Raw genomic sequence first — 17,572 nt, 5'->3', positions numbered from 1 at the left:
ACTTTGGCTGCCTGACACCCTGATGCCATAAGGGTTTCTTCTTTCTCCACTCGCTGAATTTATCAAAATGCGCTTTTTTACGTGCGTATTGCTGTTTTATTCAAACTTCAACAATTATTCATAAACATAAGGGTAAAAATTGTCATAAACTATTACTCGGTTTTTTGGTTTTTCACCAAAAAGGAACACCCACAACGAAAGGAGACGGAATGCACCACGCCACACCGCTTATCACCACCATTGTTGGTGGACTTGTGCTCGCTTTTATCCTCGGCATGATTGCCAATAAACTGCGTATTTCTCCTCTTGTCGGTTATCTGCTGGCAGGTGTGCTGGCGGGACCATTTACCCCAGGTTTTGTTGCGGATACCAAACTGGCCCCTGAGCTGGCGGAATTGGGCGTGATTCTGCTGATGTTCGGCGTCGGCCTGCACTTCTCCCTGAAGGATTTGATGGCGGTAAAGTCGATTGCCATACCGGGAGCGATCGCCCAGATAGGGGTGGCGACGCTGCTTGGGATGGCGCTTTCGGCCGTGCTGGGCTGGTCGCTGATGACCGGCATCGTATTTGGGCTGTGTCTCTCAACCGCCAGTACCGTGGTGCTGCTGCGCGCGCTTGAGGAGAGACAGCTGATAGACAGCCAGCGCGGGCAGATCGCGATAGGCTGGCTGATTGTGGAAGATCTGGTGATGGTCCTGACGCTGGTGCTGCTGCCCGCCGTCGCCGGCATGATGGAAAAAGACAATATCGGCTTCGCCTCGCTGGCGCTGGATATGAGCATCACCATCGGGAAGGTGGTGGCGTTTATCGCCATCATGATGCTGGTGGGTCGCCGTCTGGTGCCGTGGATCATGTCCCGCAGCGCGGCTACCGGATCCCGCGAGCTGTTTACCCTCTCCGTGCTGGCGCTGGCGCTCGGTATCGCCTTTGGCGCCGTTGAGCTGTTTGACGTCTCCTTCGCGCTGGGCGCGTTCTTTGCCGGGATGGTGCTGAACGAATCCGAGCTGAGCCACCGCGCCGCACACGACACCCTGCCGCTGCGCGACGCCTTTGCCGTGCTGTTCTTCGTCTCCGTCGGGATGCTGTTCGATCCGCTGGTGCTGATCCAGCAGCCGCTGGCCGTGCTGGGCACGCTGGCGATCATTATTTTTGGTAAGTCGCTTGCCGCCTTCTTCCTGGTGCGGATGTTTGGCCACTCCCCGCGGACGGCGCTGACCATTGCCGCCAGCCTGGCGCAGATCGGTGAGTTCGCCTTTATTCTGGCCGGTCTGGGCATGGCCCTGAACCTGCTGCCGCAGGCGGGACAAAACCTGGTGCTGGCGGGGGCGATCCTGTCGATTATGCTGAACCCGGTGCTGTTTGCCCTGCTGGAAAAATACCTCGATAAAACCGAAACGCTGGAAGAGCAGACGCTTGAAGAAGCCATTGAAGAAGAGAAGCAGATCCCGGTTGATATTTGCAATCATGCCCTGCTGGTCGGCTTTGGCCGCGTGGGCAGCCTCCTCGGCGAGAAGCTGATGGCGCAGGGCATTCCGCTGGTGGTGATTGAAACCTCACGCACCCGCGTCGACGAGCTTCGCGAGCGCGGTATTCGTGCGGTACTGGGCAACGCGGCGAACGAAGAGATCATGAATCTGGCGCATCTGGACTGCGCCCGCTGGCTGCTGCTGACCATACCCAACGGCTATGAAGCGGGTGAGATTGTGGCCTCCGCGCGCGCGAAGTGCCCAACGATTGAGATTATCGCCCGGGCGCACTATGACGACGAGGTGGAGTACATTACCGAGCGCGGTGCAGATAAAGTGGTGATGGGCGAGCGCGAGATTGCTAACACCATGCTGACGCTGCTGGAGAAACCACCGGTTGAAGAGGCGGTGACGGGGTAAGTTTGGTGCGATCTGGTCCCCTCACCCTTGCCCTCTCCCACAGGGAGAGGGAATAAACACTAAAAACGGCAACCTGGGTTGCCGTTTTGATTTTACCTGTCCCAATAAGCCTCTTCGAGGCTGTCTTCCCGTTCAGGCAGGCCACGCGTTAAGCGCGGTGAGTGCTGGTTCAGCACCTGATAGCTTACGCGGTTGGCGTACTTGCATACCTGCGCCAGCGACGAATAGGTCAGCCAGCTGAACTTATGCTTGCTGGAATTCGGCACGTTGGTTTTGTGGTAGGCATTGGCGGTAATGTCGTGCAGCAGCGCGGCCAGCGCACCGTCGCCCGCACCGTTGGTGTTCATGATCTTCTCCGGTCCGCCCATGTAAGGGGCGATGTGCGAGTAGATGCGCAGCGGGTTAATGCAATCTTTATAACGCATGCCGCGGCTGAACTCGTACTGGTTAAACTCGGCAATCGCGCCGGGCAGCAGCGGGTGCTGGGTTTTGCGTTTGCTCTCTTCTTCCGTGAAGCCTGCCATATACAGCCCAACCGGGCCCGCGGTGCAGAGCACCAGATCCACCCAGTCCAGCGCTTTGTCAGACGCCAGCAGCGGATCGCTTTCGCCGGTCAGCGCTTCGGCCTCTTCTTCGTTCATCGCCAGAATCGAGACGTGCTCTTTCAGGAACGCCTGCCACCATTCAGGATTATCGGCGATAACGAATTTAGTACCCAGCGTCAGAACGACCGGCACGTCGTACTTCTTCGCGTACTCAATCGCCTTCATGGTCGCTTCCGGCATCGGCTCGCCCGGCTTACAGCGCACCAGATAGGAAGTCAGCACCAGCGCCGAGGCCCCCGCAATCACCTCTTCCGGAATACTCTCGGCGCGCAGCTTGTTCATATGACCCGGGCTGATGGCAAAGGTGCGCTCGCCGGATTCACCGATCAGGGTAAAGCAGCGGCCAATCGGGCCGTCGACGCCCTGCAGGTAGTTCAAATCGGTGCGGCTGGAGGTGTTGCAGAGATAGCGGTAGGCATAGCCGCCGATTTCAATGTTGCTGCACATCACGCCGAGCAGCACCGAACGGTCGTCTGCCAGCACGGAGTAGTTGTGCATGGTATTGCCGATGGTACCGCCGGCGAACTGGTGGGTAATCAGGTGTTCGCGCACCAGCTCCTGATACAAGGCTTCGGCAACGTCGTCTTCAATGACCAGCGAGTGGCCGGCACTCAGACCATAACGGGCGACAAACGCATCATCCACTTTCGCTTCAATGTCCACCAGCGTCTGGTCGATACCGACGACCCAGGCCGCGCTGGTTTCATTTTCTGGCTGGATTTGCTGCAGGAGCGGATCGCGGGCATCGACGGGGAAGTAGTGTTTGGATTTGCGTTTACCGGGAAATTTCATGGTCTGAACTGTACGAAGAATATGGGCCGGGAATGGTAGCACAAACCCGGCCCGAAGTGCGATTAGCGACCGTTCGTTACCAGCGAGACCATCATGTCGATGTGCTCAGGCGAGTCGTTAAGCGCCGGAATGTACTCGTACTTTTCGCCACCAGCCTCCAGGAAAAATTCCCGGTTTTGCACCGCAATCTCCTCCAGCGTTTCCAGACAGTCGGCCGAGAAGCCCGGCGACATCACCTGAATATGCTTCACGCCCTTCTCGCCGAGCATTTTGAGGGTTTCATCGGTGTACGGCGTCAGCCACGGCTCGCGGCCGAAGCGCGACTGGAAAGTCATCATCACCTTCTCAGGCGGCAGGCCAAGGGCGGAGACCAGTTCGCGCGTGGTATCGCGGCAGCGCTGCGGGTAATCATCCCCTTCATTGGCGAAGCGCTGCGGGATCCCGTGATAGGAGAGCAGCAGCAGATCAGGCTCGCCGTGCTTTTCAAACGACGCGCGCGCGCTGTTGGCAAGCGCCTTGATGTAGAGATCGTTATCCGCGTAGTCGCGAATAAAGGTCACGCCCGGAATGCGGCGGCGGGTCGCCAGAATGCGGGCCAGCTCGTCCCAGACGGCGGCCACGGTCGAGCAGGAGTACTGCGGGTAGAGCGCCAGCACGACGATATGGTCCACGCCCTGCGCCAGCAGTGATTCCACCGCGCTTTCGAGGGACGGTTTTCCGTAGCTCATGCCAAGCGCGACGGGCATATCCGGCAGGCGGGCGGCCAGCGCTTTTTCCTGGCGACGGCTGTAGACCATCAGAGGCGAGCCCTCTTCCATCCAGACGGACTGATAAAGTTTGGCGACGCGCGGAGAACGAATCGGCAGAATGACGCCACGCAGCAGCGGCCACCACAGCAGTCTGGGGAAATCCACGACGCGCGTGTCGCTTAAAAATTGTCGCAGGTAGCGTTTTACCGCGTCTGATGTAGGTGCTTCTGGAGTGCCCAGATTGGCAAGCAGGATGCCGGTTTTCGCCTGACTCATTCACGCCTCTTAACCATTTGATAGGTTGTCAATTGTAGCGGAAATGCGTTTAAACGAAACCCATTGCTGTAATAGGTAAGATGAGAATATTTCTCACCCGGGAGACCGGGTGAGAGGCGCGCGATTAGCCGAGGATTTTTTCCAGCTCTGCACGTACGTCAGCCACGGCTTTGGTGCCGTCAACTTTGGCGTATTTGGTGTTACCCGCCTGCGCTTCTTTGGTGTAGTAGCCGATCAGCGGCGCGGTCATCTGATGGTATTCCACCAGGCGTTTACGCACGGTCTCTTCCTGATCGTCTTTACGGGTGGTCAGCTCTTCGCCAGTCACGTCGTCTTTGCCTTCAACCTTAGGCGGGTTGAATTTGATGTGGTAAACGCGGCCAGAAGCAGCGTGTACGCGACGGCCAACGATACGGTCAACGATCAGCTCGTCCGGTACGTCGAACTCCAGAACGAAGTCCACGTTGATGCCCGCTTCTTTCATGGCGTCAGCCTGAGGAATGGTGCGTGGGAAGCCGTCCAGCAGGAAGCCGTTGCGGCAGTCTTCCTGAGCAATGCGCTCTTTAACCAGAGCAATCACCAGCTCGTCGGTCACCAGCTTGCCTGCGTCCATGATGTCTTTCGCCTGTTTACCCAGCTCGGAGCCAGATTTAACAGCGGCGCGCAGCATATCACCGGTGGAGATTTGCGGAATACCGTATTTCTCCATGATGAACTGAGCCTGAGTTCCTTTACCCGCGCCCGGAGCGCCAAGCAGAATAATACGCATTGCGAAAATCCCCTCAAAAGTCGTTTCAATTTTTCAAAAGCGCTAAACAATACCACCAGAACGGGCATCGCTCAAGGAAGGCAGGAAGGCTGAAACGGTTAATGGGGGGAGATAATTTGGGATAGTGCGGTCTGGTGCCCTCACCCCGGCCCACTCCCACAGGGAGAGGGAGAAGACCAGGGGAGGCGTGGTCAGTTACGCCAGCAGCAGCGCATTCACACGTTTAATGAACAGGTTAGGATCTTCCAGCGTGCCGCGTTCGGCCAGCAGGGACTGATCCAGCAGGAGTTCAACCCACTCGGCAAAGCGGGCGTCGTCCTGGGTATCCGCCGCGCGTTTCACCAGCGGATGATCCGGATTAAGCTCAAAGATATATTTCACTTCCGGTACCGCCTGGCCCGCCGCCGCGAACAGCTTCGCCATCTGGGTGCTCATTTCGTCGGCATCGGTCGTGACGATGGCCGGGGTGTCGGTCAGACGGTGAGTGAAACGCACCTCTTTCACGCGGTCGCCCAGCAAGGTTTTCACGCGCTCAACGAACGGCTCCAGCGCCTTCTCGGCTTCTTTCGCATTTTCATCCACTTCATCTGCCAGCTTGTCGATGGACTCATCGGCTTTGGCAACGGACTGGAACGCCTTACCGTCGAACTCGGTCAGGTAGTTCATCATCCACTCGTCGATGCGGTCGGAAAGCAGCAGCACTTCGATGCCTTTCTTACGCAGCAGCTCCAGGTGCGGGCTGCTCTTCGCCGCGGCGTAGCTGTCGGCGGTGATGTAGTAGATCTTCTCCTGCCCTTCTTTCATGCGGGAGACGTACTCTTCCAGCGACACGGTCTGAGCGGAGGAGTCGGTGTGCGTAGAGGCGAAGCGCAGCAGTTTGGCGATGGTTTCAACGTTCGCCATGTCTTCAGCCGGGCCTTCTTTCAGCACCAGACCGAACTGTTTCCAGAAGGTCTGATATTTTTCCGCATCGTCTTTCGCCAGTTTTTCCAGCATCTGCAGCGCACGTTTGGTCAGGGCGTTGCGCAGGTTACGGGTGACGGCGCTGTCCTGCAGAATTTCACGGGAGACGTTCAGCGGCAGGTCGTTGGAATCTATCAGACCACGCACGAAGCGCAGGTAGTTCGGCATAAACTGCTCGGCATCGTCCATGATGAAGACGCGCTGCACGTACAGCTTCAGGCCGTGCTTGTGATCGCGGTTCCACATGTCCCACGGCGCCTGTGCCGGGATGTACAGCAGGCTGGTGTACTCCTGCTTGCCTTCCACACGGTTGTGGCTCCAGGTCAGCGGGTCGGTAAAATCGTGGGCGATGTGCTTGTAGAATTCGTTGTACTCGTCGTCCTTAATTTCAGCCTTGTTGCGCGTCCACAGCGCCTGCGCCTTATTGATTTTCTCCCAGGAAACGATGGTTTCACCGTCCTTCTCTTCCTGTTTTTCAATCTCAACCGGCAGGGCGATATGGTCGGAATATTTGCTGATGATGGAGCGCACGCGCCAGTCGTTCAGGAAATCATCTTCGCCTTCACGCAGGTGCAGGGTGATTTCGGTGCCGCGGTCCGCTTTAGTGATGTCATCAACGGTGTATTCGCCTTCCCCTTTGGATTCCCACAGCACGCCGTTTTCAGCGCTGTCGCCCGCCGCGCGGGTGCGCACGGTGACTTTATCCGCCACGATGAACGCCGAGTAGAAACCGACGCCGAACTGGCCGATCAGCTGGCTATCTTTCGCCTGGTCTGAGCCCATGGACTCCAGGAACGCCTTAGTGCCGGATTTCGCGATGGTCCCGAGGTGGTCGATCACCTCGTCGCGGTTCATCCCGATGCCGTTATCAGCGATGGTCAGGGTGCGGTTCTCTTTATTGAACGAGACGCGCACGCGCAGCTCGCCGTCGCCTTCGTACAGATCCGGGTTAGACAGCGCGCGGAAGCGCAGCTTGTCCGCCGCATCCGAGGCGTTGGAAATCAGCTCACGCAGGAAAATTTCTTTGTTGGAATACAGGGAATGGATCATCAGATGCAGAAGCTGTTTTACTTCTGACTGGAAACCACGGGTTTCTTGTCCTTTCATCTATGTCGACCTCAACAATGCCATTTAATGGGGTTTTAAAACGTTGAGTGAGAGATGGGGATACGGGGGGAAATTTTCAAGCGGAGGCCGCGCGCGCAGCCTCCGTTTGGTCAGAAAATAATCTTGTGACGCCCGGCCAGAGAGTGTGACAGCGTGGTGCCGTCCACCATCTCCAGCTCGCCGCCGACCGGCACGCCGTGGGCGATGCGGCTGGCGTCAACGCCATACTGCGAGCACAGCTCGGCGATGTAGTTGGCGGTTGCCTCCCCTTCCACCGTGGGGTTAGTGGCGAGGATCACCTCTTTGATCGTTTCGGACTCAAGACGCTGTTCAAGGCGGTCAAGACCGATATCGTCCGGGCCAATACCGTCCAGCGGGGAGAGATGCCCCATCAGCACGAAATAGCGCCCGGAAAACTGCCCGGTTTGTTCGATGGCGTAGATGTCCGCCGGACTCTCCACCACGCAAATCTGGCCGTTTTCCTGACGACGCGGGTTCGTGCAGATGTTACACACGTCCTGCTCGGTAAAGGTACGGCAATCCGCACAGTGACCAATTTCTGACATGGCGCGGGTTAAAGCCTGCGCCAGGCGCATCCCGCCGCTGCGGTCGCGCTGCAATAGCGTAAACGCCATGCGCTGCGCCGACTTCGGGCCAACGCCCGGCAGGCAGCGCAGTGCTTCCATTAACTGCGTGAGCAGCGGACTGGTTTGCATCAGAATGGCATCTTGAAGCCAGGCGGCAGCTGCATGCCGCTGGAAACGGAGGCCATTTTCTCTTTCTGGGTTTCGTCGATACGGCGAGCTGCATCGTTAAACGCGGCTGCAACCAGATCTTCCAGCATCTCTTTGTCGTCTTCGAGCAGGCTCGGGTCGATTTCAACGCGACGGCAGTTGTGCGCACCGTTGATGGTCACCTTGACCAGACCGGCTCCGGACTCACCCGTGACTTCCAGCTGAGCGATCTCTTCCTGCATCTTCTGCATTTTTTCCTGCATCTGCTGAGCCTGCTTCATCAGGCCACCCAGACCGCCTTTTCCACCAAACATAGGCTTCTCTCTTCTTTCACATTTAAGGGATTACAACCGTAAGTCAGACTCACGATCAAATGGGGCGAATACTCTCTTCATCCAGATCGGCGTCGAAGAAACGGCGCAGAGTCTGAATGTTGTTATCCGCAATAATCGCCTCGCGCGCCTGCGCGAGCTTCTCTTCATAAATGGCCTGGCGCCACTCGAGCGGCGTTTTCACTGCCGGATTATCATCTTCAATGATAGTCAATTCAACCGGCGCACCCTGTAATGCGGCGAGCGCCTCGGCCAGCGCCTTTTGCGCGCCAGGGGAATTGAGGTGCCGTTGGCCTGGACGCAGGTGCAGACGTACCTGATTGCCGTCCTGCTCTTTCCAGGCGTTCAGCGCGACCTGCTCGACCAGCTTCGGCAGCTGGAGCTTACTGACCTCGGCGGCCCAGGCGTCGCGCGCGATGGACTCTTCGGCAAGCTTCGCGGAAAGCTCCGGCGTTTTTTCATGCTCCAGCGCCTTTTTCAGCGCTTTCGGCGTGGCGACCTCTTCCTTCACCGCTTCGGTGATGGTGGTTGCCTTCCAGCGGTAAGCCTCTTCTTTCACCGGGGCTTTCTGCTCGAGCGAGGACGGTGCCGGACGCGACTGTACGCGCTCCGTTACCGAGGCCAGTCGTTCAAGCGCGGCGTTGTTCACCGGCCGCGCTCTTCCTGGCGCTGCCGGTTCACTCTTTTTTGGTTTGGTTACTCCTTGCGCACGCTGTAGCTGGCTGCGTGCGGCAAGCACCGAACTGGTGGCATCCGACAGCGGCACGTTTTGCTGCGGCGGCGGTGTCGTCTGCGGTGGGACCTGCTGCGGCGACATCACCGCCGTAGGGGCGACCGGCGCGAAAGACTGCCGCGGCACTTCCGGCTCCGGCAATGGCATACGCGGATGAAACGCCAGCGCGCGCAGCAGCGTCATTTCAACGCCCATCCTCGGGTCCGGCGCGAACGGTAACTCTTTGCGGCCAATCAGCAGCGTCTGGTAATACAGCTGCACGTCGGCAGGCGGCACGGTGCGCGCGAGCTCACGCATCCGCTGTTCAATGGTAGCCATATCCGCACCGATGGCGGACGGAGAAAGCTGCAGCATCGCCACGCGGTGCAGCAGGCTGAGCATCTCAACCAGCAGTCCTTCCCATTCAATACCCCGGGCAGCGGCGGCATTCACCAGCGACATCACGCGTTCGCCGTTGGCGGCGATCATCGCTTCGATAAGCGACAGCGCCTGATCGTCATCCAGCGTGCCGAGCATGGTGCTGACCGCCTCGGTGGAGAGCTTGCCGTCACCGCTGGCAATCGCCTGGTCGGTCAGGCTGAGCGCATCACGCAGGCTGCCGTCCGCCGCGCGGGCCAGCAGCTGCAGGGCGCGCGGTTCGTGGACAATTTTCTCTTCATCAAGAATGTGCTCAAGCTGCGCGCGGATCTGCTCAACGTCCAGCGCCTTCAGGTGGAACTGCAGGCAGCGCGACAGGATGGTGACAGGCAGCTTTTGCGGATCGGTGGTCGCCAGCAGGAACTTCACGTGCGCGGGCGGCTCTTCCAGCGTTTTCAGCAGGGCGTTAAAGCTGTGGCGCGACAGCATGTGCACTTCATCGATCAGGTAGACCTTGAAGCGGCCGCGCGCCGGGGCGTACTGCACGTTATCGAGCAGATCGCGGGTATCTTCCACTTTGGTGCGCGAGGCGGCGTCGATCTCGATCAGATCGACAAAACGCCCCTGCTCGATCTCGCGGCAGTTATCACACACGCCGCACGGCGTGGCGGTGATCCCGGTTTCGCAGTTGAGACCTTTTGCCAGCAAACGGGCAATAGAGGTCTTACCGACGCCGCGGGTGCCGGAAAAAAGATAGGCGTGATGGATGCGACCTAGCGACAAGCCGTTCGCCAGGGCCGTCAGCACATGTTCCTGACCGACAACGTCAGCAAAGGTTTGTGGTCGCCATTTACGGGCTAACACCTGATAACTCATGGGCAGGCTCTGCAACGCTGGAAGGTGAATTTATGGAGGGGAATGCTATCACAACCTCACCCATTGAGCGAGGTTGTGAAAACCGGGATTAATGACCCGGGAAAGGCACCAGGCTGTAGCTGGTGATGCCCTGTTTTTCCAGGCGCTGTTCACCGCCGAGATCGAACAGGTTGATGATGAAGGCCGCGTCGGTCACTTCCCCACCCAGACGACGGATCAGCTTCACGGTCGCTTCAATGGTACCGCCGGTTGCCAGCAGATCGTCGACCACCAGCACCTTGTCGCCAGGCTTGATCGCATCAACGTGGATCTCCAGCTGATCGGTGCCGTACTCCAGCTCGTAGCTTTCTGCGATGGTTTCACGCGGCAGCTTGCGCGGCTTACGCACCGGCACAAAACCCACGCCCATTGCCAGCGCAACCGGTGCGCCAAACAGGAAGCCACGGGCTTCGGTACCTACTACTTTGGTGATCCCGGCGTTTTTATAACGCTCGACCAGCAGTTCAATGCTGAGCGCGTACGCTTTCGGGTCTTCCAGCAAGCTGGTGACATCACGGAAAAGAATGCCAGGCTTTGGATAGTCCTGGATGCTTTTGATGCTGTTTTTCAGATATTCAAGCTGCTGTGCAGTTGCGGTCATCGGTTTTGCCTAAATGAAACAGTGTTACTCACAGCGCGCAACGAGTCGGCCAAGGCAACAATTGTTTAACCTTTGACCAGGCGCACCTGTGCTCGAAAACGGTCGAATTTACTGGCTGCGCGTGATAATTGCAACAGCCATGATGAGGCTTCAGTGCTTTTGTTGCTTTTCATCAACCACGGGGATCCGCCACATGAAGATAAGCAGGCAGGAGAGGATCGCCAGCAGAAGAATACGTACCCACATCATTTTCACCAGCCATAGTGAAATAGCGAAGGTGATGAGGATCATCACGATCGCGCGGGGCTTCGCGCCGGGCGGCATGGCCCGGTGTTTTTGCCAGTGCCGCAGATAGCCGCCAAACCATGAGCGATAGAGCAGCCAGTGGTGAAAACGCGGCGACGAGCGGGCGAAGCACCAGGCCGCCAGCAGGATAAACGGCGTGGTCGGCAGCAAGGGTAAAAACACGCCCAGCGTGCCAAGCACTACCGCGAGCCAGCCAATGATGATTAAAATAGTACGCTTCATAATGCGAATCGTTATCAAACTGAACGGCTACTTTACCACTGGAGAGCGCCTTGAAAACAGCACTGCTTCTTGAGAGGCTGCAAAATCAGCTCATTGCTCTGCGGGAGCAGGCTACACCGCTGATGGGCCACGCCACGCTGAAACCGCGCTTTGACCGGAAGCTTTTTCGTACCCGCAGCACCGTCATTCAGGATTATCTGGCAGAAACGCAGACCAACCTCGACGAGCTTCGCCATGCGGTTGAGAGTGAACAGCAGGAACAGTTGGCGTGGCTTGCGGAGCATCTCACAGAGCAGATCACCGCTCTGCATCGCGAAATCGCCGCCTGGCCGCTGCGCGCCTGGGACAGCGCCTCGCCGGGGCTCGGTAAATGGCAGCGCAAGCGGCTGGAAAACCAGGAGTTTGAGCGCCGGCTGTTTGAAATGAAGCGCGAGCGCGAGACGCGGCTGAACAACAGCGAAACGCTGGAAGAGCAGCAGCTATTGATGCGCGAGATTAGCGCGCTGGAAGGACGCATCGTCCGCTGCCGTCAGGCGCTGGATGAAATTGAGCGCGTCATTGAACGTTTGACCCGTTAACAGGAGCCACACCCATGTCACTGGAAAATGCACCCGATGAGGTCAAGCTGGCCGTCGATTTGATTATGCTGCTGGAGAATCATGAGATCCCCGCCGGGACGGTGCTTAAGGCACTTGAGATTGTACGGCGGGATTTTGAGGGGAAACTTCCCCCTCACCCTAACCCTCTCCCTGTGGGAGAGGGAAAATAGATTAAGCCGGAGTCGGGTCGTCGCCCTTAATGTCGCGCTTCACTTCCGTATGCTCATCACCTTTCTCGTTACGCAGGTGAACCTCAAGCTGGTTGAAGGCGATATTAATATCGTTTTCACGACACAGACGATCGATAGAGCGATTAAGCTCATCCACCGTGTAGCTGCGGTCGCGCAGTTCACGCACGTATAAACGCAGCTCGTGATCCAGCGTACTCGGCCCAAAGGTGGTGAAGAAGACCGCCGGAGCCGGATCGTGCATCACTTTCGGATGTTCAGACGCCGCCTTCAGCAGCACCTCTTTCACCTTATCCAGATCCGATCCATAGGCCACGCCCAGGCGGATCACCACGCGCGTCACCGTATCCGAGAGCGACCAGTTGATCAGACGCTCGGTCACGAACGCTTTGTTCGGGATGATCACCTCTTTGCGATCGAAGTCGGTGATGGTGGTCGCACGAATGCGGATCTTGCTGACCGTTCCCGAGAACGTGCCGATGGTGACGGTATCGCCGATACGTACCGGACGTTCAAACAGAATGATCAGGCCGGACACGAAGTTACCGAAGATCTCCTGCAGGCCAAAACCAAGACCGACCGAGAGGGCGGCCGCCAGCCACTGCAGTTTATCCCACGAGACGCCAAGCGAGCCAAAGACCGTCATCGCCCCAACAATAATGATCACGTAGTTGAGGATCGTGGTAATGGCGTAGGACGCCCCCTGGCGGAGATTCAGACGTGACAGGAGCAGCACTTCAAGCAGGCCTGGCAGGTTGCGGATCAGAGCCCAGGCGACCACCGACGACACCAGCGCAAACAGCAGGCTGCCCATGGTCACGCTTTTCATGACCGCAGCGCCCGCTTCGGTACCGTTGTATTGCCAGAGGGTAATACTGTCGAGATAGGCGAAAACGGTAATAAGATCGGACCAGATAGCCCAGAACATCACGGCAAACAGGGCGATCATCACCAGCATGGTAATACGCAGCGTCTGCTGGTTAACCTGCTCCAGCGCGATGGTCGGCTCTTCCTGTGGCTCCGCGCCTTCCGCCCCCTCTTTCACCTGATGCTGACGACGCGCGATGGCGCGGCGATAGGCAATGCGGCGGGCCGCCACGCTCAGGCCGCGCAGCACGGTCTGATAAAGCAGGTTCCAGACGATCACCAGATAGACCGTTTCAATCCAGCGCCCGGACAGGCGCAGCGTGGTATAGAAGTAGCCCGTTGCCGTCAGCACCATCAGCGCCAGCGGAATGATCGCCAGCACCGTCACGGTGACCAGGCGAATATTGTGGGACTCTTTATCACGCCAGCTGTCACGGCACATCGGCCACATCAGGATCGCAATCAGCAGCAGGTTCAGCAGGATCACCAGCTGGCCCAGCACATCATCCATCAGATGCAGCGGGGAAAGTTCAGAGACAACCGACCAGAAGTGCAGCGGCAGAAGCGCGAGGCTGATGCGCACAATCTGCCGACGCCAGTGGCTGGTCAGCTGCGCAGGCATGTTGAAATGACGCACCGCCACGCCGTCTTTTTCCAGCACCTTCCAGCACACGCCAAACACCAGCCAGAACAGCGCCAGTTTTTTACTGAACGCCCACAGCAGATCGCTGACGTTGAGCTGCATGGTGAGCAGAATCAGGCCCACGGCCAGAATAATCAGACACACCGGCAGGGCGCGGATGAGATCGATCAGAATCGCTTTTGGCGTATGGAGCTGGCTATCGTTGCGCAGCTGTCCTACTTCGGAGGCCAGCTTCGCCTGGTATTTTTTCAGCCAGCCCAGACGCCAGCGGATCAGGCCGGCAATCAGCAGCAGCGGTAAACCGGCCAGGAAAGCAATCATTACCGCAGGCCAGGCTTTCTCCCAGTTTACGGTGATCTTCATGCTCTTGATCTGCGTTTTCAGCGTCTCAGGGAAGGATTTGACCCAGTCCCAGTCCATCGGCTTGTTGCTGTTCACCCAGAAAATCTGCTGGGTCAGGATTTCCTGTAGACTTTTCGAGACGCTCACCAGCTGCTGCTGGTTGATCTGCAGGTTTATGGCCATCATCAGCTGGTTGCCCAGCTGTTTGTTGAGCTGGTCCAGCAGTTCGCGACGCATATCCACAACCTGGAGCAGCGCGTCGTGCACTTCCGGGTTCACGTCGCTGGAATGCCCCTCTTCAATTTTGGCGACAAAGGTATCGCTCTGAAAAAGGGCATCGCGCTGCTGGTTGACGTCAAACTGTTCCAGACGTAAATCCGCAATGCGGTTGGTCATGTCCTCCAGCTCGTCGGCGGACGGAAGCGTCTGCTGCTGCTGGTAGAGAATACGCGACAGCAGGAGGCTGCCCTTCAGGACCGCGATCTGCTCTTTGATGTTGCGTTCAGCCTGCAGGGCGCGATCCAGCCAGTTCTTCACTTTGATATTTTGCTGAACCAGCGAGTTGCCGTTTTCCGTTGCCAGTATCAGGCGCTGGCTAAGCTGGTGGTTGGCCTCGAGCTCCTGTTTCACCAGCGGATTCGCCTGAATGCGGGCGGTTTCGTCAGGCGATACGGCCTCCTGGGCGGTTTTTTCCGTTAGCGTCAGGCGCTTGCTGTTAACCGCTTCCTGCAGCAGCTGAAGCTGGTGTTCGAGGCGATTAATATTCGCGGTGACGTAATCGCGCTGTTTCTGCAGGGTGTCCTGCAGCACCGTATTCCCTTCCAGGCTTTTACGCTGCTGTTCGATTTGCGCATTGAGCAACGTCTGCTGCACCAGCAGCAGGGTATTCTGCGTCGGGCGCAGCGTGCCTTCGCCTACCGTCGTGCCGTTGAGGCGGTTGCGGATTTGCTGCAGCTGCTGAGACGCGGCGTACATCGCGTTTTGCACGCGCTCGGGCTGGGTCTGCAGAGAGACAAGCTGGCTGTTATACGTTGCGAGATCCGACTGTGCGGTTTGCAGGTCGTCGAGCAGTTGAGCCACGCGGGACTCGAGCTGACGTAAGGAGAGCGTCGAGAGCGTCTTGCGCGTCTCGTCGTCGTTATCCACATCGCTGAGGGCATTCAGCGCTTCGGTGGCCTTACGCATGTTTTCAGGTGCCTGCGCCACCTTCTGGCGAAGCTGGACGGTTTCTGCTTTTATGCGTTCAATTTTATCCAGCGTTTCCAGCGTTTCCGTCAGATCCTGCTGGACGAGTTTCTCCTGAGGGGAGAGATCTTTTTGTTTGTTCAGCGTGTCGAGCTGCGACTGAACATCGCCGCGCGAGGGAATATCGTTGCTGTTATCGGCGCGGGCCCAGGTCAGCGGCGCCGTGGCGAAGAAAAACAGCATCGCAAAGAGCAATGCAAAAACAGGATGTTGCGAGCGATTGATGGGCAGCATAGTTGTGAATGATGTCAGAAGATGACCGAAAATAGTCCGGCGTGAAGAATATCACGCTCGCCGAAAGCAGAATAGCGCGAACGTTATCCTCTGAGATAAATCCTGGAAAGGGATCAGGCCGTTAGCGAAGGCGCGTCGCTGCGCAGCGTGGGGCAGAGCTGTAGCATTTCCAGTAAAATCGCCACGTAGCTGCGGGCTTCCTCTTTAAGGTCAAAGGATTGCGGCGCGAAAAGCCAGTTTTCCATCAGACCGGAAATGTAGCTGCGCATCAGGATTGCCGCCCGTCGGGTCAAGAGATTGGCCGGTAATAGTTTTGCCTGCATACACAGGTTCAGGTTCTGTTCAATACGGTCATAGCTCTCCAGGCTTAGGCTGCGCTGTGCCTGCTGCACAACCGCCATCTCGCCCACGAACTCGCATTTATGAAAAATAATCTCCATCATCAATCTGCGACGTTCTTCAACTACCGTTGCTTCAAGGATATATACTAATATTTCTCTCAATACTGAGAGTGGATCGTCAGGGAATTTTGCCCGATACTCACTCTCGAGATCGCTAATGCTGGACTCTGAAAGCTCCCAGATTTCACTGAACAGATCTGACTTATCTTTAAAATGCCAGTAAATCGCTCCTCGCGTCACACCGGCAGCCTGAGCAATCTGCGCCAGCGAGGTGGATGAAACACCCTGCTGCGAGAACAAACGTATTGCCACATCCAGAATGTGTTGTCGGGTTTCCAGCGCTTGTTGTTTAGTTTTTCGTGCCATAGGTGGGTGAATTTACAGGAGTCAGATTTACATACATTTGTGAATGTATGTACCATAGCATGACGATAATATAAACGCAGCAATGGGTTTTAGACTCAGGACCCTTGATCAATTTGAAATCGGACACTCGAGGTTTACATATGAACAAAAACAGAGGGTTAACGCCTCTGGCGGTCGTTCTGATGCTCTCAGGCAGCTTAGCGCTAACAGGATGTGACGACAAACCGGCTCAACAAGGAGCTCAGCAGGCGCCAGAAGTAGGCGTTGTTACGCTCAAATCTGAACCTCTACAAATCACCACCGAATTACCAGGCCGTACAAATGCTTACCGCATTGCGGAAGTGCGTCCTCAGGTTAGCGGCATTATCCTGAAGCGTAACTTCACCGAAGGCGGTGATGTGAAGGCCGGTGAGTCTCTGTATCAGATTGATCCCGCAACCTATCAGGCTTCTTATGAAAGTGCGAAGGGAGACCTGGCGAAAGCACAGGCCGCGGCCAAAATTGCTCAGCTGACGTTGAACCGCTACCAAAAACTGCTCGGCACTAAGTACATCAGCCAACAGGATTACGATACCGCCCTGGCAGATGCACAGCAGGCTAACGCAGCCGTGGTGGCAGCCAAAGCGGCCGTCGAAACCGCGCGCATTAACCTGGCCTATACCAAAGTGACCTCCCCGATTAGCGGTCGTATTGGTAAGTCTTCCGTCACGGAAGGGGCTCTGGTGCAGAACGGTCAGACCACTGCGCTGGCGACCGTGCAGCAGCTCGATCCGATCTACGTTGACGTGACGCAGTCCAGCAACGATTTCCTGCGCCTGAAACAGGAGCTGGCTAACGGCACCCTGAAACAGGAAAACGGCAAAGCCAAGGTGGAGCTGATTACCAACGACGGTATCAAGTTCCCGCAGGAAGGTACCCTGGAATTCTCTGATGTGACGGTCGACCAGACCACCGGTTCCATCACCTTACGTGCGATTTTCCCGAACCCTGACAAAAATCTGCTGCCAGGTATGTTCGTTCGCGCACGTCTGGAGGAAGGAACAAATCCAACCGCACTTCTGGTTCCACAGCAGGGTGTGACCCGTACGCCACGCGGCGATGCGAGCGCGCTGGTTGTTGGGGCTGATGACAAAGTCGAAACGCGCAATATCACCGCCACCCAGGCGATTGGCGATAAATGGCTGGTGACGGAAGGTCTGAAAGATGGCGATCGCGTAATTGTTTCTGGTTTGCAAAAAGTTCGTCCTGGCGCGCAGGTTAAAGCACAGGAAGTGAAATCTGACGATAAACAACAAGCTTCGGCCGCTGGCCAGTCAGAACAAACCAAGTCTTAACTTAAA

15 protein-coding genes and 1 other annotated feature are annotated in these 17,572 nt (G+C 57.2%); of the genes, 4 read left to right on the top strand and 11 right to left on the bottom strand.

The window, feature by feature from the left end; all coding sequences use genetic code 11:
• Nucleotides 1-209 precede the first annotated feature (209 nt).
• Nucleotides 210-1,886 carry a YbaL family putative K(+) efflux transporter gene (gene ybaL / locus FOY93_RS05560; RefSeq protein WP_143344774.1) on the top strand — a complete coding sequence of 559 codons (1,677 nt, stop codon included), beginning with the start codon at nucleotides 210-212 and terminating at the stop codon, nucleotides 1,884-1,886.
• 92 nt (nucleotides 1,887-1,978) lie between these two features.
• Here the strand turns inward: ybaL and FOY93_RS05555 are convergent, their stop codons facing one another.
• From FOY93_RS05555 to FOY93_RS05515, 9 genes are all read right to left on the bottom strand, one after another.
• On the bottom strand, nucleotides 1,979-3,283 hold the full coding sequence (locus FOY93_RS05555; RefSeq protein WP_143344773.1) for an inosine/guanosine kinase: 1,305 nt from the start codon (nucleotides 3,281-3,283) through the stop codon (nucleotides 1,979-1,981).
• A 62-nt stretch (nucleotides 3,284-3,345) separates the two neighbouring features.
• On the bottom strand, nucleotides 3,346-4,308 hold the full coding sequence (gene hemH / locus FOY93_RS05550; RefSeq protein ID WP_136195276.1) for a ferrochelatase: 963 nt from the start codon (nucleotides 4,306-4,308) through the stop codon (nucleotides 3,346-3,348).
• A 124-nt stretch (nucleotides 4,309-4,432) separates the two neighbouring features.
• Complete coding sequence (gene adk / locus FOY93_RS05545) at nucleotides 4,433-5,077, bottom strand: adenylate kinase (protein ID WP_143344772.1); 645 nt, start codon at nucleotides 5,075-5,077, stop codon at nucleotides 4,433-4,435.
• 195 nt (nucleotides 5,078-5,272) lie between these two features.
• Nucleotides 5,273-7,147: a molecular chaperone HtpG gene (htpG, locus tag FOY93_RS05540; RefSeq protein WP_136195275.1), complete on the bottom strand. Its 1,875-nt coding sequence runs from the start codon at nucleotides 7,145-7,147 to the stop codon at nucleotides 5,273-5,275.
• A 110-nt stretch (nucleotides 7,148-7,257) separates the two neighbouring features.
• Entirely contained in the window at nucleotides 7,258-7,863 is a 606-nt protein-coding gene (recR, locus tag FOY93_RS05535; RefSeq protein WP_008499298.1) for a recombination mediator RecR, read from the bottom strand.
• Complete coding sequence (locus tag FOY93_RS05530; protein ID WP_003858972.1) at nucleotides 7,863-8,195, bottom strand: YbaB/EbfC family nucleoid-associated protein; 333 nt, start codon at nucleotides 8,193-8,195, stop codon at nucleotides 7,863-7,865. The genes recR and FOY93_RS05530 overlap by 1 nt, the downstream gene beginning before the upstream one ends.
• Before the next feature lie 55 nt (nucleotides 8,196-8,250).
• A complete protein-coding gene (gene dnaX, locus FOY93_RS05525) occupies nucleotides 8,251-10,179 on the bottom strand; it encodes a DNA polymerase III subunit gamma/tau (protein WP_127729810.1) in 1,929 nt (642 codons plus the stop codon).
• Nucleotides 8,857-8,921, bottom strand: a sequence feature (DnaX frameshifting element). It overlaps the preceding gene by 65 nt.
• A gap of 88 nt (nucleotides 10,180-10,267) precedes the next feature.
• Nucleotides 10,268-10,819: an adenine phosphoribosyltransferase gene (gene apt, locus FOY93_RS05520; RefSeq protein WP_000127359.1), complete on the bottom strand. Its 552-nt coding sequence runs from the start codon at nucleotides 10,817-10,819 to the stop codon at nucleotides 10,268-10,270.
• A gap of 150 nt (nucleotides 10,820-10,969) precedes the next feature.
• On the bottom strand, nucleotides 10,970-11,347 hold the full coding sequence (locus tag FOY93_RS05515) for a DUF454 family protein (RefSeq protein WP_023310606.1): 378 nt from the start codon (nucleotides 11,345-11,347) through the stop codon (nucleotides 10,970-10,972).
• Nucleotides 11,348-11,397: 50 nt separating this feature from the next.
• Here FOY93_RS05515 and priC point away from each other — a divergent pair, with 50 nt between their 5' ends.
• Nucleotides 11,398-11,925: a primosomal replication protein N'' gene (gene priC / locus FOY93_RS05510; protein ID WP_143344771.1), complete on the top strand. Its 528-nt coding sequence runs from the start codon at nucleotides 11,398-11,400 to the stop codon at nucleotides 11,923-11,925.
• Nucleotides 11,926-11,939: 14 nt separating this feature from the next.
• Nucleotides 11,940-12,116 (top strand): pleiotropic regulatory protein RsmS, encoded by a 177-nt coding sequence (rsmS, locus tag FOY93_RS05505; RefSeq protein WP_032644839.1) that lies wholly within the window; start codon nucleotides 11,940-11,942, stop codon nucleotides 12,114-12,116.
• 1 nt (nucleotide 12,117) lies between these two features.
• On the opposite strand, the gene mscK is transcribed toward rsmS, so the two are convergent.
• Nucleotides 12,118-15,465, bottom strand: a complete 3,348-nt coding sequence (gene mscK / locus FOY93_RS05500; RefSeq protein ID WP_136195273.1) for a mechanosensitive channel MscK — start codon at nucleotides 15,463-15,465, stop codon at nucleotides 12,118-12,120.
• A gap of 113 nt (nucleotides 15,466-15,578) precedes the next feature.
• The gene (acrR, locus tag FOY93_RS05495; protein ID WP_023310602.1) at nucleotides 15,579-16,232 is read right to left on the bottom strand and encodes a multidrug efflux transporter transcriptional repressor AcrR; all 654 of its coding nucleotides are present in this window, start codon (nucleotides 16,230-16,232) and stop codon (nucleotides 15,579-15,581) included.
• Between the two features lie 140 nt (nucleotides 16,233-16,372).
• Between acrR and acrA the strand changes: the two genes are divergently transcribed.
• On the top strand, nucleotides 16,373-17,566 hold the full coding sequence (gene acrA, locus FOY93_RS05490) for a multidrug efflux RND transporter periplasmic adaptor subunit AcrA (RefSeq protein WP_045909753.1): 1,194 nt from the start codon (nucleotides 16,373-16,375) through the stop codon (nucleotides 17,564-17,566).
• The last annotated feature ends 6 nt before the right edge of the window (nucleotides 17,567-17,572 follow it).

Origin of the sequence: Enterobacter sp. 18A13 (genome assembly GCF_007035975.1) — a bacterium.
Classification (GTDB): domain Bacteria; phylum Pseudomonadota; class Gammaproteobacteria; order Enterobacterales; family Enterobacteriaceae; genus Enterobacter; species Enterobacter vonholyi.
This window is presented reverse-complemented; position numbering and strand designations above follow the sequence as displayed.

Coding starts and splice junctions, on each gene's coding strand:
- mscK (WP_136195273.1), bottom strand. CDS start 15,465: ATGCTGCCCATCAATCGCTCGCAACATCCTGTTTTTGCATTGCTCTTT.
- hemH (WP_136195276.1), bottom strand. CDS start 4,308: ATGAGTCAGGCGAAAACCGGCATCCTGCTTGCCAATCTGGGCACTCCA.
- FOY93_RS05515 (WP_023310606.1), bottom strand. CDS start 11,347: ATGAAGCGTACTATTTTAATCATCATTGGCTGGCTCGCGGTAGTGCTT.
- ybaL (WP_143344774.1), top strand. CDS start 210: ATGCACCACGCCACACCGCTTATCACCACCATTGTTGGTGGACTTGTG.
- apt (WP_000127359.1), bottom strand. CDS start 10,819: ATGACCGCAACTGCACAGCAGCTTGAATATCTGAAAAACAGCATCAAA.
- FOY93_RS05530 (WP_003858972.1), bottom strand. CDS start 8,195: ATGTTTGGTGGAAAAGGCGGTCTGGGTGGCCTGATGAAGCAGGCTCAG.
- dnaX (WP_127729810.1), bottom strand. CDS start 10,179: ATGAGTTATCAGGTGTTAGCCCGTAAATGGCGACCACAAACCTTTGCT.
- htpG (WP_136195275.1), bottom strand. CDS start 7,147: ATGAAAGGACAAGAAACCCGTGGTTTCCAGTCAGAAGTAAAACAGCTT.
- adk (WP_143344772.1), bottom strand. CDS start 5,077: ATGCGTATTATTCTGCTTGGCGCTCCGGGCGCGGGTAAAGGAACTCAG.
- FOY93_RS05555 (WP_143344773.1), bottom strand. CDS start 3,283: ATGAAATTTCCCGGTAAACGCAAATCCAAACACTACTTCCCCGTCGAT.
- rsmS (WP_032644839.1), top strand. CDS start 11,940: ATGTCACTGGAAAATGCACCCGATGAGGTCAAGCTGGCCGTCGATTTG.
- recR (WP_008499298.1), bottom strand. CDS start 7,863: ATGCAAACCAGTCCGCTGCTCACGCAGTTAATGGAAGCACTGCGCTGC.
- acrA (WP_045909753.1), top strand. CDS start 16,373: ATGAACAAAAACAGAGGGTTAACGCCTCTGGCGGTCGTTCTGATGCTC.
- acrR (WP_023310602.1), bottom strand. CDS start 16,232: ATGGCACGAAAAACTAAACAACAAGCGCTGGAAACCCGACAACACATT.